Raw genomic sequence first — 24,912 nt, forward strand, 5'->3', positions numbered from 1 at the left:
GGGCCACTCGTAGGCGGTCGTCCAGGCGGACGACCGTCGTGCGCGGGCCGTTCTGCACGTGGAGGTGGACCTCGGCGGAGCCGGGATGGGTGATCAGCACCTCCTTCAGCCGCGACACCGTCGGCGGCGTGCAGCGGCCGAGCGGCATCGTGACCGAGAACGGCCCGGACGCGTCGGTGACCGTCAGGTCCGGCTGGGTGACCTCCATCGCGATGATCTTCGCGACGTCCTCGCGGCGGTCCAGCCGCCCCTTGACGACCAGGATCGCGTCCTCGGCGAGCAGCGTGGAGCACAGCTGGTACGACGACGGGAAGCACAGCACCTCGATGGAGCCGGCGAGGTCCTCCAGCTGGAACATCGCCCACGAGTTGCCCTGCTTGGTGACCTTGCGCTGGAGCCCCGACAGCAGGCCCGCCACGATCACGACCTGGCCGTCCGGCCGCTCCCCCTCGTTCAGCGCGGCGATCGCGCAGTCGGCCTCGCGCTCCAGGATGTGCTCCACGCCGAGGAGCGGGTGGTCGGACACGTACAGGCCGAGCATCTCCCGCTCGAACGCGAGGAGCGTGGTCTTGTCCCAGTCGTCGCCGTCGGGGATCGTGACGGCGAACGCGTCGTCGCCGCCCTCCTCCTCCAGCGCCCCGAACAGGGAGTCCTGGCCGACGGCCTCCTTGCGCTTGATGTCGATGACGGAGTCGATGGCCTGCTCGTGCACCATCAGCAGCGACTTGCGCCGGTGCCCCAGCTCGTCGAACGCCCCGGCCTTGATCAGCGACTCCACGACCCGCTTGTTGCACACGATCGGCGGGACCTTGTTGAGGAAGTCGTTGAAGTCGGTGTAGGCGCCCTTCTCCTTGCGGGCCGCGACGATGCCGTCCACCACGTTGGTGCCGACGTTGCGGACCGCCGACAGCCCGAAGCGGATCTCGGTGTCGCCGAGCGGCGTGAAGTCGGCCTCGGAGGTGTTGACGTCCGGCGGCAGGACGGTCAGCCCCATCCGGCGGCACTCGCTCAGGTAGAGGGCGCTCTTGTCCTTGTCGTCGCCGACGGACGTCAGCAGGGCGGCCATGTACTCGGCCGGGTAGTTCGCCTTGAGGTACGCCGTCCAGTAGGAGACCAGGCCGTACGCGGCGGAGTGCGCCTTGTTGAACGCGTAGTCGGAGAACGGGACGAGGATGTCCCACAGCGTCTTGACGGCCTCCTTGGAGAAGCCGTTGTCGAGCATGCCCTTCTCGAAGCCGACGAACTGGGCGTCCAGCTCGGCCTTCTTCTTCTTGCCCATGACGCGGCGGAGCAGGTCCGCTTTCCCGAGCGTGTACCCCGCCACCTTCTGCGCGATCGCCATGACCTGCTCCTGGTAGACGATCAGGCCGTAGGTGGTGTCGAGGATCTCCTTGAGCGGCTCCTCCAGCTCCGGGTGGATCGGGGTGATCTCCTGCTGGCCGTTCTTGCGGAGCGCGTAGTTGGTGTGGGAGTTGGCGCCCATCGGACCCGGCCGGTACAGGGCGCCCACGGCGGAGATGTCCTCGAAGTTGTCCGGCTTCATCAGCCGCAGCAGCGAGCGCATCGGGCCGCCGTCGAACTGGAACACGCCGAGGGTGTCGCCGCGGGCGAGCAGGTCGTAGGTCGGCTGGTCGTCCAGCGGGAGGTCGAGCAGGTCGACCTCGGTGCCCTTGTTCTTCCTGATCCCCTGGAGGGCGTCGTCGATGATCGTCAGGTTGCGCAGGCCCAGGAAGTCCATCTTCAGCAGGCCGAGCGTCTCGCAGGTCGGGTAGTCGAACTGCGTGATGATGGCGCCGTCGGCGTCCCGCCGCATGATCGGGATGTGGTCGGTGATCGACTCACCGGACATGATGACCCCGGCGGCGTGCACGCCGGTCTGGCGGATCAGCCCCTCCAGGCCCTGCGCCAGGTCCATGATCTGCTTGACGTCGGTCTCTTCCTCGTACAGCTTGCGCAGCTCGCCCGCCTCGCCGTAGCGGGGGTGCTTGTCGTCGAAGATCCCCGACAGCGGGATGTCCTTGCCCATCACGGTGGGCGGGAACGCCTTGGAGATCCGGTCGCCCAGCGCGTACGGGAAGCCGAGGACGCGGCCGGCGTCCTTGATGGCGGCCTTCGCCTTGATGGTGCCGAAGGTGGCGATGAACGAGACCTTGTCGGCGCCCCACTTCTCCGTCGTGTACTTGATGACCTCGGCGCGCCGGTCTTCAGGGAAGTCGATGTCGATGTCGGGCATGGACGCGCGCTCGGGGTTCAGGAACCGCTCGAAGATCAGCCCGTGCGGGATCGGGTCGAGGTCGGTGATGCCCATCGCGTACGCGATCAGCGAGCCCGCGGCGCTGCCCCGACCCGGGCCGACGAGGATGCCGTTCTCCTTCGCCCAGTTGATGAAGTCGGCGACGACGAGGAAGTAGGACGGGTACCCCTTGCCGAGGATGACGCCCATCTCGTACTCGGCCTGCTCGCGGTACCCGTCCGGCAGGCCGGCGGGGAAGCGTCGCTCCAGGCCCTTCCAGACCTCCTTGCGGAACCAGCTCTCCTCCGTCTCGCCCTCCGGGACGGGGAAGCGGGGCATCAGGTCCTTGGACTCGAACATGCCGGACGGGTCGACCCGCTCGGCGATCATGAGGGTGTTGCGGCACCCCTCGGCCCAGATGCCGGACGTGTCGATCCCGCGCATCTCCTCGGCCGTCTTGATGTAGTAGCCGCTGCCGTTGAAGCGGAACCGGTCGGGGTCGGCGAGCTGCTTGCCCACCTGGACGCACAGCAGCGCGTCGTGCGCGGTGGCCTCCGACTCGTGCGTGTAGTGCGAGTCGTTGGTGACCACCGGCGGGATGTTCAGCTTCTTGCCGATGTCGATCAGGCCCTGGCGGACCTGCCGCTCGATGTCGAGGCCGTGGTCCATCAGCTCCAGGAAGTAGTTCTCCTTGCCGAGGATGTCCTGGAACGTGGCCGCGGCCTTGAGCGCCTCGTCGAACTGGCCGAGCCGCAGCCGGGTCTGCACCTTTCCGGACGGGCAGCCGGTCGTGGCCATCAGGCCCTCGGCGTGCTCGGCGAGCAGCTCCTCGTCCATGCGGGCGTACTTGAAGACGAACCCCTCGGTGTACGCGCGGCTCGACAGCTTGAACAGGTTGTGCAGACCCGTCCTGTTCCGCGCCCAGAGCGTCTTGTGGTTGATCAGGCCGCCGCCGGAGACGTCGTCGCGCTTCTGGCTCGGCTCACCCCACTGGACCTTCTTCTTGTGGAACCGGGACTCGGGCGCCATGTACGCCTCGATGCCGATGATGGGCGTGACCCCGGCCGCCATCGCCCGCTTGTGGAAGTCGTAGGCGCCGTGCATGTTGCCGTGGTCGGTCATGGCGATCGCGGGCATCTTCTGCCGCTCGACCTCGTCGAACATCTGCTTCAGGCGAGCGGCTCCGTCGAGCATGGAGTACTCCGTATGAACATGCAGGTGAACGAAAGAGTCGGGCATGCCTGTTGCGCCTCCTGCTCATCGCATGCGAACGCCCACGTGCGTGGCCGGCACGTGTCGCGCGATCGGTCCCGGGGGAAGATCGTCAACCCGGGCCGGGGCGCCGGGATGACGCGGTGCGAAGAGCCTAACCCGCCTCCCGCGGCCCACGCGCCCCGACGCGCCCAATCCCGCGGGCACTACGGTAGGCGCCCGGCGGGACACCGAGGGTGCGCTTGAAGTGCCGGGTCAGGTGGGCCTGGTCGGCGAAGCCGGTGCGCGCCGCGACGTCGGCCGGGGGCAGGCCCTCGTCCAGCAGGGCGCGCGCCGCCCGCACCCGCACCTGGTTGAGGTAGGCGTGCGGCGGCAGGCCGACGGTGTCGCGGAAGGCCCGCAGCAGCGGGAACGGGCGGGTCCCGACGGCCTCGGCCAGCCGGTCCAGTGACGGCGGGTCGACGAGGTTCGCGTGCAGGATGTCGCGCGCCTCGCGCACGGCGGGCGGCACGGCCGCGGACGCGCGGTGCCCCCGGACGCGGGCGTGCCGGGTGAGCAGGCCGGCCAGCGCGGTCCGCAGCAGGGTGGACGCGGCCAGGGCGTCCCCCTTCTCCCCCGCGCGGTGCACGGCTCGCAGCATCTCGGCGGCGGCCGGGTCGTCCAGGACGGGATCCGGGAACGCGGGGGTGCCGGGACGCGCGCCCAGGTCGGCGGCGACGCCGGTCACCACGTCCACCGGCGGGTACAGCACGCGGTACGCCCACCCCTCCGGCGTCCCCGCGTGACCGCCGTGGACGACGCCCGGGTTGACGACCACGACCGAGCCGGTCCCGGCGCGCTCGACGCCCGTGCCGAGCTCGAACTCCTCCACGCCCGCCTCGATGACGCCGAACACGTATCCGTCGTGGGTGTGCCGGTTGAAGCGGTGCGTCACGAAGCGCGCGCGCAGCAGGTCGACGTCCGGCAGCGCCGGATGCCGGTAGTGGTATGCCACCTCCGCCCCCATGTGGGGCATCTTATCCGCGTCTCACTGGCTGAGACGGCCTGTCCGCCGTTTGAAGGCGGCCGCGGTTCCCGCGTACCATCGGACCGTGGAACGTCGCCATTTCGGGTTTACGCAGCCGGCTCCGGACGAGCCGGTCGCCGCGACCTGAGCGACGACCCCGGAGCCGGCCGAGGCGGAGCCCATCGCGGGCCCCGCCTTTTCTGTTGAACGGACGCGGCCCGGGCGCGACATCCCCCTTGCGCGGAAGGCCGCCGCACCAGAGGGAGACCCCGCATGCACGACCAGGTCCTCGACGCCGCCGGGCACGGCGCGGCCCGTCCCGCCCCCGCGCCGCCCGGCGAGCTGCGCGTCCCGCTGCCGCCCGCCGGGGCCCTCACCACGCTCGCCGAGGCCAGGGCCGCGATCGACGACCTCGACGCCGCCCTCGCCGCGCTGCTGGAGCACCGCGCCGCGCTCGCCGCCGCCGTCCAGCGGCTCAAGCCCGTCGGCGGCTTCGCCGGCCGCGACCCCGGCCGGGAGCGGCGGATCGTCGAGGCGATGGCCGTGCACGCCCCGTCCCTCGGGCCCGAACGCCTCGCCCGCGTGATGAACGCGGTCATCGAGGCCGGGCTCGACGCCGCCGAGCACCGGAGACCGTCATGACGGCGGCGCAAGAACGTTCAAGAACGCGGCCGGACCGGGACCATAGCGTCGGCGCCATGAGTGCTACCGGGACCGAGGAGGTGGCCGGGGCGGACGAATCCGCCCGCAGGGCCGCGGTGCGGGACGGGCTGGGCGTGGGGCTCGCCGTCGGCGTGTCCGGGCTCGCGTTCGGCGCCGCGGCGATCACGGCCGGCCTCACCGTCGCCCAGGCGTGCGTGCTGAGCCTGCTCGCGTTCACCGGCGCGTCGCAGTTCGCGCTGGCCGGGGTGATCGGCGGGGGCGGCGGGCTCGTCTCCGGGACGCTCGGCGCGGTCATGCTCGGCGGTCGCAACGCCCTGTACGGGATGCGCCTCGCCCGCACGCTGGACGTGCGGGGCTGGCGCCGGCTCGCCACCGCGCATGTCGTCATCGACGAGACCACCGCCGTCGCGACCGCGCAGCGCGGTCCGGCGGCGGCGCGGGCGGGGTTCTACACCACGGCGATCAGCCTCTACCTGACCTGGAACGCCACGACGCTGCTGGGCGCGGCCGGTGCCGCGCGGCTCGGCGACCCGGAGGCCATCGGGCTGGACGTGCTCGGCCCCGCGGTGTTCTTGGCGCTGCTGTGGCCCCGGCTCTTCCCGGCTCGTTCGGGGGGTGTGGGGGGTCGTCCCCCCACAGCGGACACGGGACGGCGGGAGGTGCGGGTGGCGCTGGCCGCCGCGGTGATCGCGCTCGCCGCGACCCCGCTGCTGCCGCCGGGCGTGCCGGTCATGCTGGCCGCCGTCGCCGCGGTGCCCGCCCTGATCAGGAAGGGGGAGAAGGCGTGAGCGTGTGGATCGCGGTGATCGCCACCGGGCTGGGCTGCTACGCGCTCAAGCTCGGGGGGCTCCTCACCCCGCAGTCGGTCCTGGAGGACCCGCGGGTCCGCCGGTTCACCGAACTCGTCCCGGTGGCGCTGCTGACCGCGCTGATCGCCGTGCAGGCGCTGGCCGACGGCCGGTCCCTGGACTTCGACGCCGCCCGGATGGCGGGCCTGGCCGCGGCCGTGGGGGCGCTGCTGCTGCGCGCCCCGTTCCTGGTGGTCCTGGTCGTGGCGGCCGGGGTCGCGGCGGGGCTGCGCCTGCTCGGCGTGTGACCCGCTCGCGCGCTCAGGACTCCGACTGGACGATCTCCAGCGCGCGGGCCAGGTCGTCCGGGTAGGGGCTCTCGAACTCCACCCATTCGCCCTTGGTCGGGTGCTCGAAGCCCAGCTTGACCGCGTGCAGCCACTGCCGCTTCAGGCCGAGCCGGGCCGCGAGGGTCGGGTCGGCGCCGTACGCCAGGTCCGCCACGCACGGATGCCGGATCGCGGCCATGTGCACGCGGATCTGGTGCGTGCGGCCCGTCTCCAGGTCGATGTCGAGCAGCGTGGCCGCCCGGAACGCCTCGACGGTGTCGTAGTGCGTGACCGACGGCTTGCCGCCCGCCACGACCGCGAACCGGCCGTCACCGGACGGGTGCCGGTCGATGGGCGCGTCGACCGTCCCGCGGAACGGGTCCGGATGGCCCTGGACGAGCGCCCGGTAGCGCTTGTCGACGCGGCGCTCCTTGAACGCGCGCTTCAGCCGGGAGTAGGCGATCTCGCTCTTGGCCACGGCCATCGCGCCGGTGGTGTTGGCGTCCAGCCGGTGCACGATGCCCTGCCGCTCGGACGCGCCGCTGGTCGCGATCGTGTGCCCCGCCCCGAGCAGCCCGCCGAGGACCGTCGGGCCCGTCCAGCCGGTGGTCGGGTGCGCGGCGACGCCGATCGGCTTGTTCACCACGACGATGTCGTCGTCCTCGTACAGGACGGACATCCCCGGGACCGGCTCGGCGACCGGCGCGGGCGGTGCGGGCGGCGGCGGGAGCGTCACCTCCAGCCAGGCGCCGGCGTGCAGCCGCTCGGACTTGGTCGCCACGGCGGCGCCGTCCAGGAAGACGTCCCCGGCGGCGATGATGTCGGCGGCGCTGCCCCGTGACAGGCCGAACAGCCGCGCCAGGGCGGCGTCGACCCGCTCCCCCTCCAGCCCGTCCGGGACGTGGAGGCTGCGCACCTCCCCCATCAGGACTTCTCCTCCGGCGCGGGCACGTCCCCGGGGTTCTCGCCGGTCGCGCCGCCGCCCGTGCCGTCCGCGTCGCCGCCGTCCCCTTGCTCGTCCTTGCCGGGGAGGCGCGTGCCGTCGATCTGCAGCCCGCGCGCCGCGAGGAGGACGGCCAGGAAGCCGCCGCAGACGATCGCCGAGTCGGCCAGGTTGAACACCGGGAAGTTCGGCACCTGGATCCAGTCGACGACGTGGCCCTTCAGCGGCGCGGGCGCCCGCAGCAGCCGGTCGACGAGGTTGCCGACCGCGCCGCCGAGCAGCAGCCCCAGGCAGATCGCCCAGGGCAGGCTCCGCAGGTTGCGGGCGGTGCGCAGGATCGCCACCACAACGCCGATGGCGATCAGGGTGAAGACGACCGTGTAGCCGGTGCCGATGGAGAACGCGGCGCCGCTGTTGCGGGTCTCGGTCAGCGTCAGCAGCCCGCCGAGCAGCCGGATCGGGTCGCGGTCCTGCAGCGTCGCCACGACGACGATCTTGGTGATGATGTCGGCGGCCAGCGCGGCGAGCGCCACGGCGACCAGTACGCCGACGCGGCGCGGCCGAGGAGATCCCGTGGACTCCCCGGCCTCGCCCTCTGGGTTCGTTTGGTCGATCAGCGACGTTCCTCGCGTTGTTTGCATGTCACACACAGGGTGGCACGCGGGAAGACCTGGAGCCGCGCCTTGCCGATCGGCCTGGTGCAGGACTCGCAGATTCCGTACGTGCCGGCGTCCATCCGCTGGACGGCCCGCTCGATCTGGGCGAGCAGGTCCTGTGAATTGTAGGCCAGTGCGAGCTCGTGTTCGCGCGCGTAGGTCTTGGCGCCCGCGTCGGCCTGGTCGTCGCCGGCGCCGTCGCTGGAGTCGCCCTCGGCGATCTGGCTCGCGGACGCGGCGATCTCCGCGCGCAGCGTCTCGATCTGCTCCCGCAGCCCGGTCCGGACCTCGGCGAGCTCGGCGGCCGTCCACTGGTGCTCCCCCTCGCGGACGGGCAGTTCCGCCACCGAGGTCTGCCCGTCGCCCCGCCCGTCCCCGGAGGCACCGTCCGCCGCACCGCCGGGCCTGCCGCGCTTCGCGGGGGCGCGCTTTGCCGCGGACCCGCCCGGTTTGGCGGTCGAGCCCTTGGCGGCGGGGGCCTTCGACGCGGCCGTCCCCGGTCCCGCGCCCTCATCGGCGGGCGGGTTCTCCGCGGGCGGATTCTCGGCGGGCAGACTCTCGGCGGGCAGTCTCTCGGCGGGCAGGGTGCCCTTCCTCGCGCCGGCCATGTCGGCCCCCCTCGCGCTGGTCGCCTCGACGGGCAGTGCGGGCAGCATAAGTCCCCTTTCTCGGACACGGCAAACAACCTGGGCAGCGTTACCGACCGCTTATGCCCCGGCACCGATCGCCCGGAAACCCCAGGACACCGCACGAGATCGCAAAGGAACGACACCGCCCCCCACAGCGGGCAAGGACGGCACGGAAACGGGAAGAGGAGCCGCCCCCGCGTGCGTTACAGTCGGGGCAAGCCAGAAGGCAGGCGCTGATGGGGACACCTGCCGCCGCACGCAGCCATGAGCGACCCGGGGACGGTGCGAGCCCGGGGGCGAGCCCGGCGGTCCGATCACCCCTGAGCCGCCGGAAGAACGGCCCCCGGACACCGTCCGCGGGCCAAGTAGACCCGGCAGCCGAGGCTGAACGAAGCGGGCCGCGCCGTTCCGGCGCGGTCAAGGAGGGTGGTACCGCGGGGCCGCTCGGTCGATCCGGGCACGCGCCTCGTCCCTCCGGTCAACGTGGTCACGTCGATCCGGAGGTCCGCCATCGTGAGCCGAGGTTTTCGGCCGCTTCCCGCGCAGGTCGATCTGCCCGCCCTGGAGCGGGACATGCTGCGCCGCTGGCAGGAGGACAAGGTCTTCGAGCGGTCGCTGGAGCGCACCGCGTCCGGTCCCCGCTGGGTGTTCTACGAGGGCCCGCCGACCGCCAACGGCATGCCGGGCGTCCACCACGTCGAGGCGCGCGTGTTCAAGGACGTCTTCCCGCGCTTCAAGACCATGAAGGGCTACCACGTCCCCCGGAAGGCCGGCTGGGACTGCCACGGCCTGCCCGTCGAGGTCGCCGTGGAGAAGGAGCTCGGCCTCACCGGCAAGAAGGACATCGAGGAGTACGGCGTCGCGGAGTTCAACGACCGCTGCCGCGAATCGGTCCTGCGCCACGTGGACGCGTTCGAAGAGATGACCGAGCGCATGGGCTACTGGGTCAACACCGACCAGGCCTACCGCACGATGGACGCCGAGTACGTCGAGGCCGTCTGGTGGTCGCTCAAGCAGGTGTTCGACAAGGGCCTGCTGTTCCGCGACTACCGCATCACGCCGTACTGCCCCCGCTGCGGGACGGGCCTGTCCGACCATGAGCTGGGCCAGCCCGGCGCCTACGAGGAGGTGTCCAGCCCGTCGGTGTACGTGCGGATGCCCGTGACCTCCGGCCCGCTCGCCGAGATGGGCGCCGCGCTCCTCATCTGGACGACGACGCCCTGGACGCTGGTCTCCAACACCGCCGTCGCCCTCCACCCCGACGTCACCTATGTCGCCGCCAGGCCCGCGGGCTCCGACGAAGTGCTCGTCGTGGCCGAACCCCTTCTCAACCAGGTGCTGGGCGAAGACGCGGAGCGACTGGCCACGTACCAGGGCGCCGACCTGGAGCGCACCACCTACCGGCGGCCGTTCGACCTGGTCGACATCCCCGACGCGCACTACGTCGTCCTGGGCGACTACGTCACCGTCGAGGACGGCACCGGCCTCGTCCACCAGGCCCCCGCGTTCGGCGGCGACGACATGACCGTCTGCAAGAACTACGGGATGCCGATCGTCAACCCGATCGGGCCCGACGGGCGCTTCCTGCCGGAGGTGCCGCTGGTCGGCGGCAAGTTCTTCAAGGACGCCGACGAGCCGCTCACCGACGACCTCCGCGAGCGGGGCCTGCTGTTCCGCGGCGGGCACTTCGAGCACAGCTACCCGCACTGCTGGCGCTGCCACACACCGCTGCTGTACTACGCGCTGCCCGCCTGGTACATCCGCACCACCCAGATCAAGGACCGGCTCCTCGAGGAGAACGAGAAGACGAACTGGTACCCCGGGACGGTCAAGCACGGCCGGTACGGGGAGTGGCTGCGCAACAACGTCGACTGGTCCCTCTCACGCAGCCGCTACTGGGGCACTCCCCTGCCCCTGTGGGTCTGCGACGACGACCACGTCACCTGCGTCGGGTCCCTGAAGGAACTGGGCGAGCTCGCCGGCGGCGACATGTCGACCCTCGACCCCCACCGCCCCTACGTGGACGACGTCACGTTCTCCTGCCCCCAGTGCGGGACGGAGGCGCGCCGCGTCCCCGACGTCATCGACGCCTGGTACGACTCCGGGTCGATGCCGTTCGCGCAGTGGGGCGCCCCCCACCGCAACAACGAGGTCTTCGAGAACTCCTACCCCGCCCAGTACATCTGCGAGGCGCAGGACCAGACCCGCGGCTGGTTCTACTCCCTCATGGCCGTGGGCACGCTCGTCTTCGACAGGTCGTCCTACGAGAACGTCGTGTGCCTCGGGCTGATCCTCGCCGAGGACGGCCGCAAGATGAGCAAGCACCTCGGCAACGTGCTGCGGCCCATCCCGCTGATGGACCAGCACGGCGCCGACGCCGTCCGCTGGTTCATGGCCGCCAGCGGCCTGCCCTGGGCGTCCCGCCGCGTCGGCCACGGCGCCCTGGAGGAGATCGTCCGCAAGGTCCTCCTGACCTACTGGAACACCGCGTCCTTCTTCGTCCTGTACGCGAACGCCGCGCAGGCGCAGGGCCGCGCATGGACGCCGGACCGCCTCGCCGAGGCGCCCGCCCCGGCCGACCGCCCCCTCCTGGACCGCTGGGCGCTCGCCGAACTGCACCGCACGGTCCGCGAGGTCGACGCCGCCCTGGAGGACTTCGACACCGCCCGCGCGGGCCGGTTCCTCTCCCAGTTCATCGACGACCTGTCCAACTGGTACGTGCGCCGCTCCCGCCGCCGCTTCTGGGAGGGCCCCGAGACCCCCGACGGCTCCGCGGCGTTCGCGACCCTCTACGAGTGCCTGGAGACCCTCACCCGCCTGATGGCGCCGCTGGTGCCGTTCATCACCGACCACGTGTGGGACGTCATCCGCCCCGCCGGCGGCCCCGAGTCGGTGCACCTGGCCGACTGGCCGGCCGTGAACGAGCACGTCCTCGACGAGGAGCTGACGGAGCAGATGGCCCTCGTCCGCCGCCTGGTCGAACTGGGCCGCTCGGCCCGCGCCGCCAGCGGCGTCCGCACCCGCCAGCCCCTGGGCCGCGCCCTGGTCGGCGCCGCCGGCTGGTCCGCGCTGCCCGGTCAGCTCCGCGCGCAGATCTCCGAGGAGCTCAACGTCCTCGGCTTCGAGGAGCTCTCCTCGATCGGCGGCGACCTGGTCGAGTACGAGGTGAAGCCCAACTTCCGCGAGCTGGGCAGGCGCTACGCCAAGGACACCCCGAAGGTCGCCAAGGCGATCACGTCGACCGACCCGGCGGCCCTGGTCGGCGCACTCCGCGCCGGCACCGCCGAGGTGGAGCCCGAGGGCCTGGGCAGGGTCCCCCTGTCCCCCGACGACGTGATCGTCACCGAGCGTCCGCGCAGCGGCTGGGCGGTGGAGAGCGCGGCCGGCGAGACGGTGGCGCTCGACCTCACCGTCACCCCCGAGCTGCGCCGCGCCGGCCTGGTCCGCGAGGCCGTCCGCCTGGTCCAGGAGGCCCGCAAGGCCGCGGGCCTGGAGGTGACCGACCGCATCGACCTGTGGTGGGAGGCCACCGGCACCGACCTGGCGGAGGCCCTCCGCGCCCACACGGACGAAGTGGCCTCCGAAGTCCTGGCGACCACCGTGACCGAGGGCCGCCCCGACTCCCTCCCCGCAACAAGAGACGAGGAACTGGGCCTCACCTACTACCTCCGCAAAACCACCACCTGAGACCAGGCGACCGCCCGCGCTCGCCGTGGCTTCAGGCACCCCTGAAGCCACGGCAAACCGCCCGGTGATCACGTGAGTGGGTGCGTCCCTTAGGTGAGCCCCGTCTCGAGCTGGTCGATCCTCACACTGTGGTTCCCACAGAAGCACCCACCTGCATGATCACCCACGGGTCGTGCGGCCGGAGCGAGTGCAGCGAGCGCAGGCCGCACGACCCGCCGAGCCGGGCGACCGCAGCGACACCGCACAATCCGCACGGTCACAACAGACCGCAACAACGGCGTGAGGATCGACCGGCTCGGACCGGGGGTTCCAGGGGGTCGCCCCCCTGGACCAGCACTGCAATGATTGGGGGGTGAGTCTTTCCGAGCAGCCTTCCGAGTCCCCCGGGCGGTCGTCCCCTCCGGCCATGCGCGCGTCGGACGCGGATCGTGATCAGGTCGCCGATCGGTTGCGTGAGGCGCTGGCGGAGGGGCGCATCACCCCGGAGGAGCACGCCGAGCGCATCGACCTGGTGTACAAGGCGAAGACGTACGCGGATCTGGAGCCGGTGCTCAGTGATCTGCCGGCCGCGGCGGGGCCGCGGGTGGATCTGCGCAAGGAGGCGCGGGTGCCCGCGCCTCCTCCGCCGCAGTCGCCGAACATCGTGGCGGTGTTCGGCGGGGCGGAGCGGAAGGGGCGCTGGCTGGTCGAGCGCAGCACGAACGTGACGTGCATCTTCGCCGGTGTGGACGTGGACTTCCGGCAGGCGGTGCTCAGCCAGGCGGAGGTGACCGTCAACGTCATCTGCGTGTTCGGCGGCGTGGACATCGTGGTGCCGCCCGGTGTCCGGGTGGTGGGGTCCAATGTGGCGATCTTCGGCGGGAACGACATGCCGGAGGACGACACGGTGGCGCCGGACGCGCCGGTGATCCGGGTGACGGGCGTGACGTTGTTCGGCGGCGTGTCCGTCACGCGCAAGGAGCCGAGCGGCAAGGGCCGCAAGAACCGGCACAAGGAGCTGCGCCGGCTGCACGAGCGCCGCCACGGCCACTGAGGGCGCCCGTCGCGGGCGCCCTGTCAGTCGCCGTAGCGGTCAGTCGCGGGCGTGTTCGCGGTCGGGCTGGCAGACGAGGCAGGGCGTGCAGCCGCGGGACTTGGCCTCTCCGCGGGACAGCGACTCCAGGTCGTCGGCCTCGTCCCCGATGTCCTCGATGAGGGCGCAGTCGGTGCGGTGGTAGCGCTTGGTGCCGCTGAGGATGCGGACCTGCGGGCCCTCGTCGTCGTCGGCGTCGGGGGCCGGCTGCGGCGCGGGGGCGTCCTCGTCGTCGGCGTCGCGGGGCTTCGGGGCCGCGGCCTCCGGGGCGGTGTCGGCCTCCGGGGCCGCGTCGTCGGACGCGGGTTCCGGGTCAGGGGCGATGTCCGCTGAGCGGGAGGCGGGCTCTGCGGGCTCCTCCTCCGGGGCGGGGGCCTCCGGCTCCGGCTCGGCGGGCTTCCCGGGGGTGAAGATGCTCGCGACCGGCATGTCGGTGAGGGTCGGTCCGGCGGGGCCGGGCGCGGGGCGCTCCGGCTCGTCCGCCGGCTCCGGACGCGGGATCTCGGCCGTCCGGTCGAAAGAAGTGGGAGTCGGCGCCGGGGTGGGCGCCGGCTTGGCGAGGCCCGCCAGGCCGCCCTCGGGGCGTGCCGCGCCGGGCTTCGGAGGCGGGGCCCCGTCCCTGCCCGCCCTGCTCGCGTCGGGGGACGCTGGTGCCGACGCCGCGGCGCGCGCCGCCAGTGCGGTGTCGGGCATGCAGGCGGTACAGGGGCTGAACCCCTCCTCCTTGGCCTCGGCGTAGGTCAGCTCTTCGGTCTCGCGTCCGGCGAGCTGGCGGCAGGTGTCGAGGTGGTAGCGCTTGCGGCCGCGGACGACGAACACCAGCGCGTCGTCGGGGACGTCGGCCGGCGGGGCGGGGATCTCCGCCTCGTCGTCGGCCGGGTCCGCCGCCGGGGCGGTGGTCGCCGGGGCGCCCTTCGCGCTCGCGGTGGACGCGGCGGGCGCGGGCTTCTTGCGCTTGTCCTTCTTGGCGGTCTTCCGGGTCTTGCGGGCGGGCGCCGCCGCGGCGCCCGGGAAGATCTCCTTGCGGCGCAGGAACACCCCGATGGCCAGGCAGAGCGCCGAGACGATGCTGACCGCGATCGAAATGTAGATCACGAACAGCGCGTCCAGGTTGAAGACCTCCGCGCTGTCTCCGTTGCCGGCGACGATGCCCGCGACGAGCAGGGCGATCGCCACGACCACGAGGACGCCGCTCAGGATGATCACAGGGTTTCTCTCCCTCGTTCAGGCCGCTCGGCTCCGGGCCGGCACGCCCCTGCCGCACTCCTCCCGCGCCGCCGGGATGGCCGCGATGCCACCCTCGGCGCCGGCGGTAGGGAAGACACTATCGCCCGCGGCGCCGGTTCAGCGCCGTTCGTGCGGCGGGTTGTCGCCTCCGGAGTGGAAGGCCCCGGTGGCCGAGTGCTGCACCTGCTGGTGTTCGGCGGGCGGCGGGAACTGGCCGGGCGCCGGTCCGGTGCCGCCGTTGCGGTTCTCGGCGTGCGGGACGGTGCTCTGCGGGCCCGTCTGCGGCGGGCTCTGCGTCTGGGCGGCGCCCGGGACGGCGGCGAACGCGCCCGTCTCGGTACTGCCGGCCTCCAGATCGCGCAGCTGGCCCTCCAGGTAGACCTTCAGGCGGCTGCGGTACTCGCGCTCGAACGCGCGCAGGTTGTCGACCTCGCGCTCGAGCTCCTCGCGCTGCTGCACGAGCGAGCCCATGACCTGGCGGTGGCGCTCCTGCGCGTCGCGGTCTAGGGCCTCGGCGCGGGAGCGGGCCTCGCTGACTATCTGGTCGGCCTGCCGGCGGGCCTTGCCGAGGATCTCCTCGGCCTCGCGGCGGGCGCGGCCGAGCGTCTCGTCGGCCTCGCGGCGGGCGTCGGCGATCGCCTGGTCGGCGGTCTGCTGGGCCAGCGCGAGCACGCGGGCCGCGGTGTCCATGTTGTCCTCACCGCTGTGCGCGGGGGCCATCCCGAGGCCGCCGAGCACGGGCTCCGGCTCGGGCTGCGGCTGCGGCTCGGGCCGCGGAGGCTCGGGGATCTTCTGGACGTCGGGCTTGGGCTCCACGATGGGAGCGGCCATGGCGGGAACCTTGCCGCGCAGGCACTCGGCGAGCTTGGCCCGCAGTTCCTCGTTCTCCTGGATGAGGCGGTCCAGCTCGGCCTCGACCTCGTCGAGGAAGGCGTCCACCTCCTCCTCGTCGTACCCCGGCCTCAGCCTGGTGGTACTGAACTGCTTGTTCCGCACATCGGCGGGTGTCAGCGGCATGTTCTCGTCTCCTTGGCGCGCTTGGAGTATGTCCCAAAGGACGGTATCCGATCCACCTAGACTCCACCGAACACGGAGCCGACGATGATGATCAGGATCCAGACCACAAGGATGAGCACGGTGAAGCTGAGGTCCAGCGCAACGTTACCCAGTCGGATGGGCGGGATGAAGCGTCTAAGGAATTTCAGGGGCGGATCGGTGACGGTGTAGGTCGCCTCGGCGATCACCAGCAGGACCCCGGTCGGCCTCCACTGCCGGGCGAAGGACTGCAGGATCTCCAGGATCAGCCTCCCGATCAGGAACAGGAGGAAGAAGTACAGGATCGCCTGCAGAATGGTGCCAACGATGTTCACTGGTTCTCTCGCAAGTGCGCTCTCAGCTCTGGTTGAAGAAGCCTCGTTCGGCCATCCGGGCCTTGTCCTCCGCCGTCACCTCCACGTTGGCGGGTGACAGGAGGAACACCTTGTTCGTAACACGCTCGATGCTCCCGTGCAGGCCGAACACGAGACCCGCCGCGAAGTCGACCAGACGCTTGGCGTCGCTGTCGACCATCTCGGTGAGATTCATGATCACCGGCGTGCCCTCCCGGAAGTGCTCCCCGATGGTCCGCGCTTCGTTGTAGGTCCTCGGGTGCAGCGTAGTGATACGCGCGAGGTCGGTGGTACCGGACTCGTAGAGCGCTACCGAGCGCCGCTCGATCGTCGACGTGGAGTGATGGTCGCGTTCGCGGTCCGCGCTCTCGTCCGCTCGGGTAAGCTGGCCGCCGGATTCGTCCTCGCGACGGCGGCCCTGCCCGGTGTCGGCTTCTTCGTCGTAGAGCTCGTAGTCGTCGTAGTCGCCGTACTTGTCGTCGTAGCGGTCGTCCTCCACAAGGCCGAGGTAGACCGCCATCTTGCGCATCGCGCTGGCCATACGCCCCTCCGTGTCCTGTGGCCGCGGCTCCGGGCGCATCCGGCGCCGTCGTCGGACTTCCGTTCGTCGGACTTCCGTCCATCCGATGTGGCGTCCCGCGTTGCGGCAGGTACCACTGGGGGGACATTACCTGACGATTGCCCGTCGGCCGCCGAGCAACGCCGTACCGACCCGCAGGTGTGTCGCGCCGCACGCGATCGCCTGTTCCAGATCGCCGCTCATACCCGCAGAGACGATCGAAGCGGCCGGATGGTTCCGGCGCAGCCGGGCGGCGACCTCGCTCAGCCGCGTGAAGGCGGGCAGCGGGTCGGCGCCGAGCGGGGCGACGGCCATCACCCCGCCGAGTTCCAGGCCATCGGCCTCGGCGATCCGGTCGGCGAGCGCGGGTGCGTCGACGGGGGGCACGCCGCCCCTTTCCCGCACCTCGGAGGGGGTTCCCTCGTCCAGGGAGACCTGGACGAGGCAGCGCAGCGCGCGGCCGGCGCGGACGGCGGCGTTCGACAGGGACGTGACGAGCCGGGGCCTGTCGACCGAGTGCACCACGTCGGCGTACCCGGCGACGGCGTTGGCCTTGTTGGTCTGCAGCCGGCCGACGAAGTGCCAGGTGAGGGGGAGGTCGGCGCATTCGGCGGCCTTCGGGCGGGCCTCCTGGTCGCGGTTCTCGCCGATGTCGGTGAGGCCGAGTCCGGCCAGCAGCCGCACATCGGACGCGGGGAAGGTCTTGGTGACGGCGATCAGCGTGATCTCCGACTCGTCCCGGCCGGCGGCGGCGCAGGCGGCGGCGATGCGCGCCCGGACGCCGGCGATGCCCTCGGCGAGTTCGGCGCGGCGCTCCTCGGTGGCGCGCTCCTCGGTCACGCGTCGCCCTTGAGCCAGACGTAGCCGGCGAAGCGGCCGGTGCGGCCGTCGCGGCGGTAGGAGAAGAGGCCCGGGTCCTCGATGGTGCAGCGGGGGTCGACCCGCGCCCCGGTCACGCCGGCGGCGGCGAGCTGCTCGGCGATGCCGGCGCGGATGTCGAGGCCGGGGGTGCCCTTGGACGTGGTGGAGTATGCGGCGGGGACCACGGCGGCGACCTCGTCCCGCATCGCCTCGGGGACCTCGTAGCAGCCGCCGCATGCGGCCGGGCCGATCGCGGCGGTCATCCGGGCGGGTTCGGCGCCGCGCTCGCACATCGCCTTCACCAGCGCGGGGACGACGCCGGCGGCGGTCCCGGGGCGGCCGGAGTGGGCGGCGCCGACGACCCCGGCCGCGGGGTCGGCGAGCAGGACGGGCGCGCAGTCGGCGACCAGCACGGCGAGCGCGAGGCCGGGCACGTCGGTGACGGTCGCGTCGACGGGCCCGGGGAGGTCGGTGGAGGTGGCGAACGCGACGTCGGCGCCGTGCACCTGCCGCATGAAGACGGTGCGTCCGGGATCGACGCCGAGCGCGCGGGCGGCGAGCCGCCGGTTCTCCAGGACGGCCGCGGGGTCGTCGCCGACCGCGCCGCCCAGGTTGAGGGAGTCGTAGGGGTCGGGGCTCACGCCGCCGGCGCGTCCGGTGAAGGCGGCGCCGACGCCGTCCCCCAGGGCGACGGTGGTGATCACTTCAGGAAGTCGGGGACGTCGAGGTCGTCGTCCTCGTCGAACACCACGGGACGGCGGCGCTGCCCGGACGAGGCCGGGCCGCCGCCGTCGTTCTCCCCGGCGTGCACCCGCGAGGGCGACTGCTCCGCGGACGGCCGGGGTGCGGGTGCGCGCGAGCCGCCGGACTCCCCCGCGGACGCGGCGGAGTCGCGGTCGGCGGCCGGGCCCGGCTGGGACGCGCCGTCCGGCCGGGCGGGCTCGCCCGCCTCACCGCGACCGGCGGTCCGGTCGTCGCGGCCCGGCGCGGCGGGCGGCTGGGCCCGGTCGCCCTCGGGGCGCGGCGGCGCGGGGGCGGCCGCGGACGCCGGCGGCTGCTGCGGCGCGGCGGCGGCCTGCGCCACCGACTGCTGGGGCGCCGGCTGCGCGGGCTGCTGGGACGCGGGCTGCGCGGCGGACTGGTGCGCGGCCCCGCCGTCCGACCGCCCGACCCGGCTCGGGATCGGGTTGGCGGACGCGGGCGGCGGCACCGGGCGCGGCGGCGGTGGCAGGCGCTTGCTCTCCGGTTCGGGGGCCGGCTTCACGGGTCGGCCCTCGTCAAAACCCGCGGCGATCACCGTCACCCGGACCTCGTCGCCGAGCGCGTCGTCGATGACCGCGCCGAAGATGATGTTCGCGTCGGGCGCGGCGGCGTTGGACACCAGCTGCGCCGCCTCGTTGATCTCGAACAGGCCGAGGTCGGAGCCGCCGGAGATCGACAGCAGCACGCCGTGCGCGCCGTCGATGCTGGCCTCCAGCAGCGGGCTGGAGATCGCCATCTCGGCCGCGGCGACGCTGCGGTCGTCGCCGCGCGCGGAGCCGATGCCCATCAGCGCCGAGCCGGCGCCGGACATGACGGACTTGACGTCCGCGAAGTCCAGGTTGATCAGGCCCGGGGTGGTGATGAGGTCCGTGATGCCCTGCACACCGGACAGGAGCACCTGGTCGGCGGCCTTGAACGCGTCCAGCACGCTGACCTGCCGGTCGGAGATCGACAGCAGCCGGTCGTTGGGGATCACTATGAGGGTGTCGACCTCGTCGCGCAGCGTCTCGATGCCGGCCTCGGCCTGCATCGCGCGGCGCTTGCCCTCGAAGCTGAACGGGCGGGTGACCACGCCGATCGTCAGCGCGCCGAGCGAGCGCGCGATGTTGGCCACCACGGGCGCGCCGCCGGTGCCGGTGCCGCCGCCCTCTCCGGCGGTGACGAACACCATGTCGGCGCCCTTGAGGACCTCTTCGATCTCCTCCCGGTGGTCTTCGGCCGCCTTGCGGCCGACGTCCGGGTTCGCGCCGGCGCCGAGGCCCCGGGTGAGCTCGCGGCCCACGTCCAGTTTCACGTCGGCGTCACTCATCAGCAGCGCCTGGGCGTCCGTGTTGATCGCGATGAACTCGACGCCCTTGAGTCCCTCTTCGATCATCCGGTTGACGGCGTTGACGCCGCCGCCGCCGATGCCGACGACCTTGATGACCGCGAGGTAATTCTGCGGTGCTGCCACGACGAGGGGCCTTTCCGCTCTATCCGACCGCCCTGCCCGGTCTGCCGACCGTGCCGCCGCGGTTTTCCTGACCTGTGTGCGTTTTGCGGGCCGAGCCCGGGCGGGATCCGGCACGTTCGCCGGTCACCCTGAACCCTCACCCTCAACTTGAGGCTTACAGTTATGTCAACCTGAGGACTGATACGGACAGTAGGGCGGCCTTACGGCCAGGGTCAACTAACCTCCCCCCAACTCCACCGGCGTGTCGCACTGGGCACGGGTTTGCCCTGGTCGGCGAAGGAGATCTGGTTGTTCCGAGGCAGTGCACGCCGCCGTCCCCTCCCGCCTCGAGCATCGGTCCGTCCGCGCCGCCCGCCGGACGCGGGCGGCCGTTCAAGCGTGCCCCATCGGACGACCGGAATCGCCGCGACACACGCACCGGACCCGAACGGCACCGCGAACACGTCCCCGAGAGCGGCCGACGGCCTTCGTGCCGCCGGCCAGCGCGTCACTGCGTCTTCAGCACCTCGGGCGCGCTGACGTCGGCGGTGCGGACGGCCCGCCCCGCCGCCGTGCGCCACAGCGCCTCCAGCAGCCTGATCTTCTCCTCTGCCCGTTCCGCGGCGCCCCACACCACCGTCTGCCCGCTCGCCATCCGCAGCGTGACCGCCTCGGGCCCGGTCGCCCCGACCTCGCGCACGTTCTTCGTCATCCATTCCGGCAGGCCGGCGAGCACGGACAGGGCGGCCAGCGTCGTCCTGTCGGACGGTCCGGGCGTGGCGACGGCCAGCGCCGGAAGGCCGGCCGGCCTGGCCTCCCCGTCGGCGACGACGACGCCGTGCCGGTCGATGCGGTGGTGGCGCCCGCCGCGCTCGAAGGCGGCCACGGGGATCCGCTCGCGCACCACGATGCGGACGGTGCCCGGCCAGTGCCGCTCGATCTCGGCGGACTCGACCTCCCGGAGCCGCTCGACCCGCTCCCCGATCTCCCCGGTCGCCAGCCGCGCCATCGGCTTGCCGAGGCTGATCCCGGCGGCGGCGACGACGCGGTCGGGGGCGGCGAGCTCCGTGCCGGTCACCTCGACGTGCCGCACCACCAGCAGCCGCGAGCCGAGCAGCACCCACGTCACCGCTGCGAGCGCCGCCACGACCAGCAGGCTGACGAACACGACCTTCCACCGCGCCGGCCGACCACGCCGCTCCCCCCGCTCCGGCTCCCGCTCTTCGTCCGGTGCCGCCCGCCGGTCCGTCCGCGACTCGGTCATGACGCAAGCTTTGCACCGTTCTCCCCCGGCCGGGCCCGACCGCACTCCGGCGGCGTGTCATAGAACGTGGTCCGAAGTGACCCCGGCCACGCACGCGAGCGCGTTACCTGACCGGGGAGGCGAAGCCGAAGGCGAGCCTCCCCGGGAAGATCGCGAAGCGATGCAGCGCTCGCACCGGCCAGGTCACGTAGCGAGCCGCGAGGCGAGCGAAGTGGGCCTGGACTGCAAAAGATCAGCGGGCGAGGTCGTCCAGGATCATGGGGCCGAGCGCGGTGACGTCGCCGGCGCCCAGGGTGATGACGACGTCGCCGGGGCGGGCCAGCGAGGCGGCGAGGCCGGGGACCTCGCCGCGGACGGGCGCGTAGACGGTCTCGGTGCCCGCCGGGACGGCGTCCGCGACCAGTGCGCCCGTGACGCCGGGCTCCGGGTCCTCGCGGGCGCCGTAGACGTCCATGACGACGGCGACGTCGGCGAGGCCGAGCGCGGCGCCGAACTCGGCGGCGAAGAACCGGGTGCGGCTGTACAGGTGCGGCTGGAAGACCGCGACGATCCGGCCGCCGCCCTCCTTCTCGCCCAGGTAGTCGCGGGTGGCGTCCAGGTCGGCGGTCAGCTCGGTGGGGTGGTGGGCGTAGCTGTCGAACACCTCGACGCCGCCCGCCTCGCCCTTGCGCTCCAGCCGCCGCATCGCGCCGCCGAACGCGGCGAGACCGGCGCGGACGGGCGCGTCGTCGTGGCCGAGGGCCTGCGCGACCGCGACCACGGCGGCGGCGTTCAGCGCGTTGTGCCGGCCGGGGACGCCCAGCTCGACCTCGCCGAACCCGCCGAGGTGGAACCGGGAGCCGAGACCGCGCGGGGTGAATCCGGTCACCCGCAGGTCGGCGCCCTCGGCCTCCCCGTACGTCCGGACGGTCAGGCCCCGCGCCCGCGCCCGGTCCGCCAGCTCCACCGCGACGGGGTCGTCGGCGCCGGCGATGAGCGTCCCGCCGGGCTCGATCCGGTCGACGAACTCGGCGAAGTTCTCCTTCACCATCTCGAAGCCGCCGTAGTTGTCGAGGTGGTCGGCCTCGACGTTGGTGACGACCGCGATGTGCGGGGTGTACATGAGGAACGAGCCGTCGCTCTCGTCGGCCTCGGCGACGAACACGTCGCCGGTGCCCTCGTCGGCGCCGAGCCCGGTGGTGACCAGCTGCCCGCCGATGCAGTAGGACGGGTCGGCGCCCGCGTGCTGGAGCGCGACCGTGAGCATCGACGTCGTCGTGGTCTTGCCGTGCGTGCCGGCGACCGCGACCGCCCGGCGGCCCGCCATCAGCGAGGCGAGCGCGGCGGAGCGGTGCAGGATCCGCAGGCCGCGCTCGCGGGCGGCGACCAGCTCGGGGTTGCCGTCCCGGATCGCGGTGGAGACGACCACGGTGTCGGCGTCGCCCAGGTACGCGGCGTCGTGCCCGACGAAGACCTTCGCGCCGAGGTCGCCGAGCTGGGTGAGCAGCTCGGAGTCGCGCGCGTCGCTGCCGGACACGGCGAGGCCGCGCCGCAGCATGATGCGGGCGATGCCGGACATCCCCGCGCCCCCGATGGCGATGAAGTGGACCCGGCCGAGCTCGCCGGCGGGCACGACGCCGCTTGGATCGACCATGCTCATCGGGCGGTGCCCGCCGAGCGGACCACGTCGTACACCATCTGGGCGAGCGCGACGTCGGCGTCCCGGCGGCCCATCCGCCCGGCGGCCTCCGACATCGCCGCGACCCGGCCGGGGTCGCCCAGCACCGGCAGCACGTTCTGCACGATCCACTCGGGCGTGAGGTCGGCGTTGTCGACGAGGAGGCCGCCGCCCGCCGCGACGATCGGCTCCGCGTTCAGCCGCTGCTCCCCGTTGCCGATCGGCAGCGGCACGTACGCCGCGGGCAGCGCCACCGCGGCCAGCTCGGCGCAGGTCATCGCGCCGGCGCGGCACATGGCCATGTCGGCGGCGGCGTAGGCGAGGTCCATCCGGTCGCAGTACGGGATCGTGACGTACTGGGGGCCGCCGGACACCGGCTCGGGCTGCTCGTTGTTCTTCGGTCCGACGATGTGCAGGACCTGGATGCCCGCCTGCCGGAAGTACGGCGCGGCGGCCACCGCGGCCTGGTTGAGCGAGCGGGCCCCCTGCGAGCCGCCGAAGATCAGCAGGGTGGGCAGGTCGGGCAGGAGCCCGAAGTAGGAGCGGGCCTTGTCGCCCATCGCGAGCCGGTCGAGGGTGGAGATCTCGCGGCGCAGCGGGATGCCGACGAAGGTCGGGTTGGGCAGCGGCGAGTCGGCGTGCGAGACCGCGACGTGGTCGGTGAAGCGCGCGCCGAGCTTGTTGGCGAGGCCGGGCTTGGGGTTGGCCTCGTGGACGATGATCGGCACCTTGCGCTTGCGCGCGGCCAGGTAGCCGGGGGTGGCGACGTAGCCGCCGAACCCGACGAGGATGTCGGCGCGGGCCTGGTCGAGGACGGCCGCCGCCGCGTTGATCGCGCCGCGCAGCCGGCCGGGTACCGACAGCAGCTGCGGGGTCAGGGTGCGCGGCAGCGGCACCGGGGGGATCAGGGCGAGCTCGTAGCCGCGCTGCGGGACGAGGCGGGTCTCCAGGCCCCGCTCGGTGCCGAGGCAGACGATCCCGACGTTGGGGTCGTTGCGGCGCAGCGCGTCCGCGAGAGCCAGTGCGGGCTCGATGTGTCCGGCGGTGCCGCCGCCGGCCAGGACAACCCTCATGCTGGTTGACAACTCCTCAGCGTGTTCGACTTGTCGGGTGCCGTACGTCCGGCGTGCGGGCGCGCACACGGACGCGGCGACGGCACCCCGGAGGGGGCGAGTCGGTCCGGGGAGGACCCCGGCCCCCCGGAGGGGGGTTCAGCGCCGCGCCAGACCCAGCCAGCTTAGAGCCCTCACGACCGGTCCGGGGCCCCGTGCGGAGAGTGCTTGCCTGGCACCCGGCTCGCGTTTGGCGAACGCGAGCAGCATCCCGAGCGCGAACAGGCTCGGGATGAGGGCCGAACCGCCGTAGGACACCAGCGGAAGCGGGATCCCGGTAATGGGTAGGACGGCGATGACCGCGCCGATGTTCACGATGGCCTGCACGACGAGCCACGCCGTCGCGCCCGCCGCGGCGAGCCGGGTGAACGGGTCCTTCACCCGCCGCGCGATCCGCAGCCCCGCGTAGGCGAGCAGCCCGAACAGCGACAGGACGACGAGGGTGCCGACGAGCCCGAACTCCTCCCCGATGATGGCGAAGATGAAGTCGGTCTCGGCCTCGGGCAGGTAGTCCCATTTGGCGCGGCCCTCCCCGAGCCCCGTGCCGAACAGGCCGCCGGACGCCAGCGCGTACAGGCCCTGCGTGCTCTGGTAGTTCGTGGTGAGCTGGTTGCCGGACGGGTCCAGGAACCCGGTGAGCCGCTGCATCCGGTACGGCTCGACGACGATGAGGATCGACACCAGCAGGCAGACCAGCCCCGCCATGCCGACGAACAGCCGGCCGGGCGCGCCGACGACCCACAGCAGCCCGAGGAAGATGGTGAGCAGCACCAGCGTGGTGCCGAGGTCGCTGCCCATCATCACCAGCAGGACCAGCAGTCCCGCCCCCGGCATGAGCGGCACCAGCAGCGGCCGCCATTCGGTGAGCTGGCCGAGGCGGTCCTTGCGGGCCAGCAGGTCGGCGCCCCACAGCACGAGTGCGAGCTTGGCCAGCTCGGACGGCTGCACCTGCACCGGCCCGAGGTCGACCCAGCGGGTCGCGCCGCCCGCGCTGCGGCCGAGCCCGGGGACCAGCACCAGCGCGAGGATGACGATCGCGAGCAGCAGCATCGGGTAGGCCAGCGCGCGGAACGTCCGCACGGGCAGCCGGGACGCCAGCCACATGCCGGGCAGCCCGATCGCCATCCACAGGGCCTGCTTCTGGAACAGCGTGAACGCCGAGCCCGTCGCCTGGATCTGGGCGACGCTGGACGCCGACAGCACCATCGTCAGGCCCAGCGCGAGCAGCATGACCGTGCAGCCCAGCACCAGGTAGTAGGACGTCAGGGGACGGTCGAGCAGCCCGATGGCGGCGACGACCTGCTCGCGCGGCCCCGGGCGGCCGCCGTCGTCCTCGTCGGCCGGTACGGCGGCCATGTCTACCGGACGGTTCCGGCGCGGCGCCCGGCGGCGCGGCGGGCGCGCCCGGGGGGCTCGGCAACGGCGCGGTTCA

Annotated in this window: 21 protein-coding genes; 5 read left to right on the forward strand and 16 right to left on the reverse strand. The window is 72.7% G+C overall.

Annotated features, from left to right (window positions below; all coding sequences use genetic code 11):
* Together dnaE and IEZ03_RS32830 are read right to left on the reverse strand one after the other, a co-directional pair.
* Window positions 1-3,472, reverse strand: a 3,472-nt coding sequence (gene dnaE, locus IEZ03_RS32825) for a DNA polymerase III subunit alpha (RefSeq protein WP_189241263.1), incomplete at its 3' end; no start/stop codon positions are given.
* A gap of 127 nt (window positions 3,473-3,599) precedes the next feature.
* Window positions 3,600-4,451, reverse strand: coding sequence for an AraC family transcriptional regulator (locus tag IEZ03_RS32830; protein WP_184886165.1), 852 nt, complete (start codon window positions 4,449-4,451; stop codon window positions 3,600-3,602).
* A gap of 273 nt (window positions 4,452-4,724) precedes the next feature.
* Here IEZ03_RS32830 and IEZ03_RS32835 point away from each other — a divergent pair, with 273 nt between their 5' ends.
* Genes IEZ03_RS32835 through IEZ03_RS32845 form a run of 3 tightly spaced genes read left to right on the forward strand, consistent with a single transcriptional unit; the run spans window position 4,725 to window position 6,210 of the window.
* Window positions 4,725-5,093: a chorismate mutase gene (locus IEZ03_RS32835; protein ID WP_184886167.1), complete on the forward strand. Its 369-nt coding sequence runs from the start codon at window positions 4,725-4,727 to the stop codon at window positions 5,091-5,093.
* Between the two features lie 56 nt (window positions 5,094-5,149).
* On the forward strand, window positions 5,150-5,902 hold the full coding sequence (locus tag IEZ03_RS32840; RefSeq protein WP_184886170.1) for an AzlC family ABC transporter permease: 753 nt from the start codon (window positions 5,150-5,152) through the stop codon (window positions 5,900-5,902).
* The gene (locus IEZ03_RS32845) at window positions 5,899-6,210 is read left to right on the forward strand and encodes an AzlD domain-containing protein (RefSeq protein ID WP_184886172.1); all 312 of its coding nucleotides are present in this window, start codon (window positions 5,899-5,901) and stop codon (window positions 6,208-6,210) included. Before IEZ03_RS32840 ends, IEZ03_RS32845 begins: the two co-directional genes overlap by 4 nt.
* Window positions 6,211-6,223: 13 nt before the next feature.
* Here the strand turns inward: IEZ03_RS32845 and IEZ03_RS32850 are convergent, their stop codons facing one another.
* From IEZ03_RS32850 to IEZ03_RS38330, 3 genes are read right to left on the reverse strand one after another with little or no spacing between them, the layout of a single operon-like run.
* Window positions 6,224-7,156 (reverse strand): RluA family pseudouridine synthase, encoded by a 933-nt coding sequence (locus tag IEZ03_RS32850; RefSeq protein WP_184886174.1) that lies wholly within the window; start codon window positions 7,154-7,156, stop codon window positions 6,224-6,226.
* Window positions 7,156-7,815: a signal peptidase II gene (gene lspA / locus IEZ03_RS32855; RefSeq protein WP_184886176.1), complete on the reverse strand. Its 660-nt coding sequence runs from the start codon at window positions 7,813-7,815 to the stop codon at window positions 7,156-7,158. The genes IEZ03_RS32850 and lspA overlap by 1 nt, the downstream gene beginning before the upstream one ends.
* Window positions 7,788-8,177 (reverse strand): TraR/DksA family transcriptional regulator, encoded by a 390-nt coding sequence (locus tag IEZ03_RS38330; protein WP_229808730.1) that lies wholly within the window; start codon window positions 8,175-8,177, stop codon window positions 7,788-7,790. Before IEZ03_RS38330 ends, lspA begins: the two co-directional genes overlap by 28 nt.
* 795 nt (window positions 8,178-8,972) lie before the next feature.
* Here IEZ03_RS38330 and ileS point away from each other — a divergent pair.
* Entirely contained in the window at window positions 8,973-12,146 is a 3,174-nt protein-coding gene (gene ileS / locus IEZ03_RS32865) for an isoleucine--tRNA ligase (protein WP_184886180.1), read from the forward strand.
* Window positions 12,147-12,552: 406 nt separating this feature from the next.
* Window positions 12,553-13,179 (forward strand): DUF1707 SHOCT-like domain-containing protein, encoded by a 627-nt coding sequence (locus IEZ03_RS32870; protein ID WP_184886182.1) that lies wholly within the window; start codon window positions 12,553-12,555, stop codon window positions 13,177-13,179.
* A 39-nt stretch (window positions 13,180-13,218) separates the two neighbouring features.
* On the opposite strand, the gene IEZ03_RS32875 is transcribed toward IEZ03_RS32870, so the two are convergent.
* The 11 genes from IEZ03_RS32875 to ftsW form a co-directional block, all read right to left on the reverse strand.
* On the reverse strand, window positions 13,219-14,424 hold the full coding sequence (locus tag IEZ03_RS32875; protein WP_184886184.1) for a hypothetical protein: 1,206 nt from the start codon (window positions 14,422-14,424) through the stop codon (window positions 13,219-13,221).
* A gap of 138 nt (window positions 14,425-14,562) precedes the next feature.
* Window positions 14,563-15,462: a DivIVA domain-containing protein gene (locus tag IEZ03_RS32880; protein WP_132051135.1), complete on the reverse strand. Its 900-nt coding sequence runs from the start codon at window positions 15,460-15,462 to the stop codon at window positions 14,563-14,565.
* Window positions 15,463-15,518: 56 nt separating this feature from the next.
* Window positions 15,519-15,815, reverse strand: a complete 297-nt coding sequence (locus tag IEZ03_RS32885; protein ID WP_184886186.1) for a YggT family protein — start codon at window positions 15,813-15,815, stop codon at window positions 15,519-15,521.
* A gap of 22 nt (window positions 15,816-15,837) precedes the next feature.
* Window positions 15,838-16,374, reverse strand: a complete 537-nt coding sequence (locus IEZ03_RS32890) for a cell division protein SepF (protein WP_132051139.1) — start codon at window positions 16,372-16,374, stop codon at window positions 15,838-15,840.
* 126 nt (window positions 16,375-16,500) lie between these two features.
* Window positions 16,501-17,232 (reverse strand): YggS family pyridoxal phosphate-dependent enzyme, encoded by a 732-nt coding sequence (locus tag IEZ03_RS32895; RefSeq protein WP_229808723.1) that lies wholly within the window; start codon window positions 17,230-17,232, stop codon window positions 16,501-16,503.
* Complete coding sequence (gene pgeF / locus IEZ03_RS38335; RefSeq protein ID WP_229808724.1) at window positions 17,229-17,957, reverse strand: peptidoglycan editing factor PgeF; 729 nt, start codon at window positions 17,955-17,957, stop codon at window positions 17,229-17,231. Before pgeF ends, IEZ03_RS32895 begins: the two co-directional genes overlap by 4 nt.
* Complete coding sequence (ftsZ, locus tag IEZ03_RS32900; RefSeq protein WP_184886191.1) at window positions 17,954-19,468, reverse strand: cell division protein FtsZ; 1,515 nt, start codon at window positions 19,466-19,468, stop codon at window positions 17,954-17,956. Before ftsZ ends, pgeF begins: the two co-directional genes overlap by 4 nt.
* A 487-nt stretch (window positions 19,469-19,955) precedes the next feature.
* Window positions 19,956-20,711 carry a cell division protein FtsQ/DivIB gene (locus IEZ03_RS32905; RefSeq protein WP_184886193.1) on the reverse strand — a complete coding sequence of 252 codons (756 nt, stop codon included), beginning with the start codon at window positions 20,709-20,711 and terminating at the stop codon, window positions 19,956-19,958.
* Window positions 20,712-20,943: 232 nt separating this feature from the next.
* Window positions 20,944-22,350, reverse strand: a complete 1,407-nt coding sequence (murC, locus tag IEZ03_RS32910; protein ID WP_184886195.1) for a UDP-N-acetylmuramate--L-alanine ligase — start codon at window positions 22,348-22,350, stop codon at window positions 20,944-20,946.
* Window positions 22,347-23,441 (reverse strand): undecaprenyldiphospho-muramoylpentapeptide beta-N-acetylglucosaminyltransferase, encoded by a 1,095-nt coding sequence (murG, locus tag IEZ03_RS32915; RefSeq protein WP_132051147.1) that lies wholly within the window; start codon window positions 23,439-23,441, stop codon window positions 22,347-22,349. The genes murC and murG overlap by 4 nt, the downstream gene beginning before the upstream one ends.
* 138 nt (window positions 23,442-23,579) lie before the next feature.
* The gene (ftsW, locus tag IEZ03_RS32920; protein ID WP_184886197.1) at window positions 23,580-24,836 is read right to left on the reverse strand and encodes a putative lipid II flippase FtsW; all 1,257 of its coding nucleotides are present in this window, start codon (window positions 24,834-24,836) and stop codon (window positions 23,580-23,582) included.
* Window positions 24,837-24,912 lie beyond the last annotated feature (76 nt).

Source organism: Actinomadura livida (assembly GCF_014648675.1).
Taxonomy (GTDB): Bacteria; Actinomycetota; Actinomycetes; order Streptosporangiales; family Streptosporangiaceae; genus Spirillospora; species Spirillospora livida.

Coding starts and splice junctions, on each gene's coding strand:
- IEZ03_RS32830 (WP_184886165.1), bottom strand. CDS start 4,451: ATGGGGGCGGAGGTGGCATACCACTACCGGCATCCGGCGCTGCCGGAC.
- IEZ03_RS32835 (WP_184886167.1), top strand. CDS start 4,725: ATGCACGACCAGGTCCTCGACGCCGCCGGGCACGGCGCGGCCCGTCCC.
- IEZ03_RS32840 (WP_184886170.1), top strand. CDS start 5,150: ATGAGTGCTACCGGGACCGAGGAGGTGGCCGGGGCGGACGAATCCGCC.
- IEZ03_RS32850 (WP_184886174.1), bottom strand. CDS start 7,156: ATGGGGGAGGTGCGCAGCCTCCACGTCCCGGACGGGCTGGAGGGGGAG.
- lspA (WP_184886176.1), bottom strand. CDS start 7,815: ATGCAAACAACGCGAGGAACGTCGCTGATCGACCAAACGAACCCAGAG.
- IEZ03_RS32870 (WP_184886182.1), top strand. CDS start 12,553: ATGCGCGCGTCGGACGCGGATCGTGATCAGGTCGCCGATCGGTTGCGT.
- IEZ03_RS32880 (WP_132051135.1), bottom strand. CDS start 15,462: ATGCCGCTGACACCCGCCGATGTGCGGAACAAGCAGTTCAGTACCACC.
- IEZ03_RS32890 (WP_132051139.1), bottom strand. CDS start 16,374: ATGGCCAGCGCGATGCGCAAGATGGCGGTCTACCTCGGCCTTGTGGAG.
- IEZ03_RS32905 (WP_184886193.1), bottom strand. CDS start 20,711: ATGACCGAGTCGCGGACGGACCGGCGGGCGGCACCGGACGAAGAGCGG.
- murC (WP_184886195.1), bottom strand. CDS start 22,350: ATGAGCATGGTCGATCCAAGCGGCGTCGTGCCCGCCGGCGAGCTCGGC.
- murG (WP_132051147.1), bottom strand. CDS start 23,441: ATGAGGGTTGTCCTGGCCGGCGGCGGCACCGCCGGACACATCGAGCCC.
- ftsW (WP_184886197.1), bottom strand. CDS start 24,836: ATGGCCGCCGTACCGGCCGACGAGGACGACGGCGGCCGCCCGGGGCCG.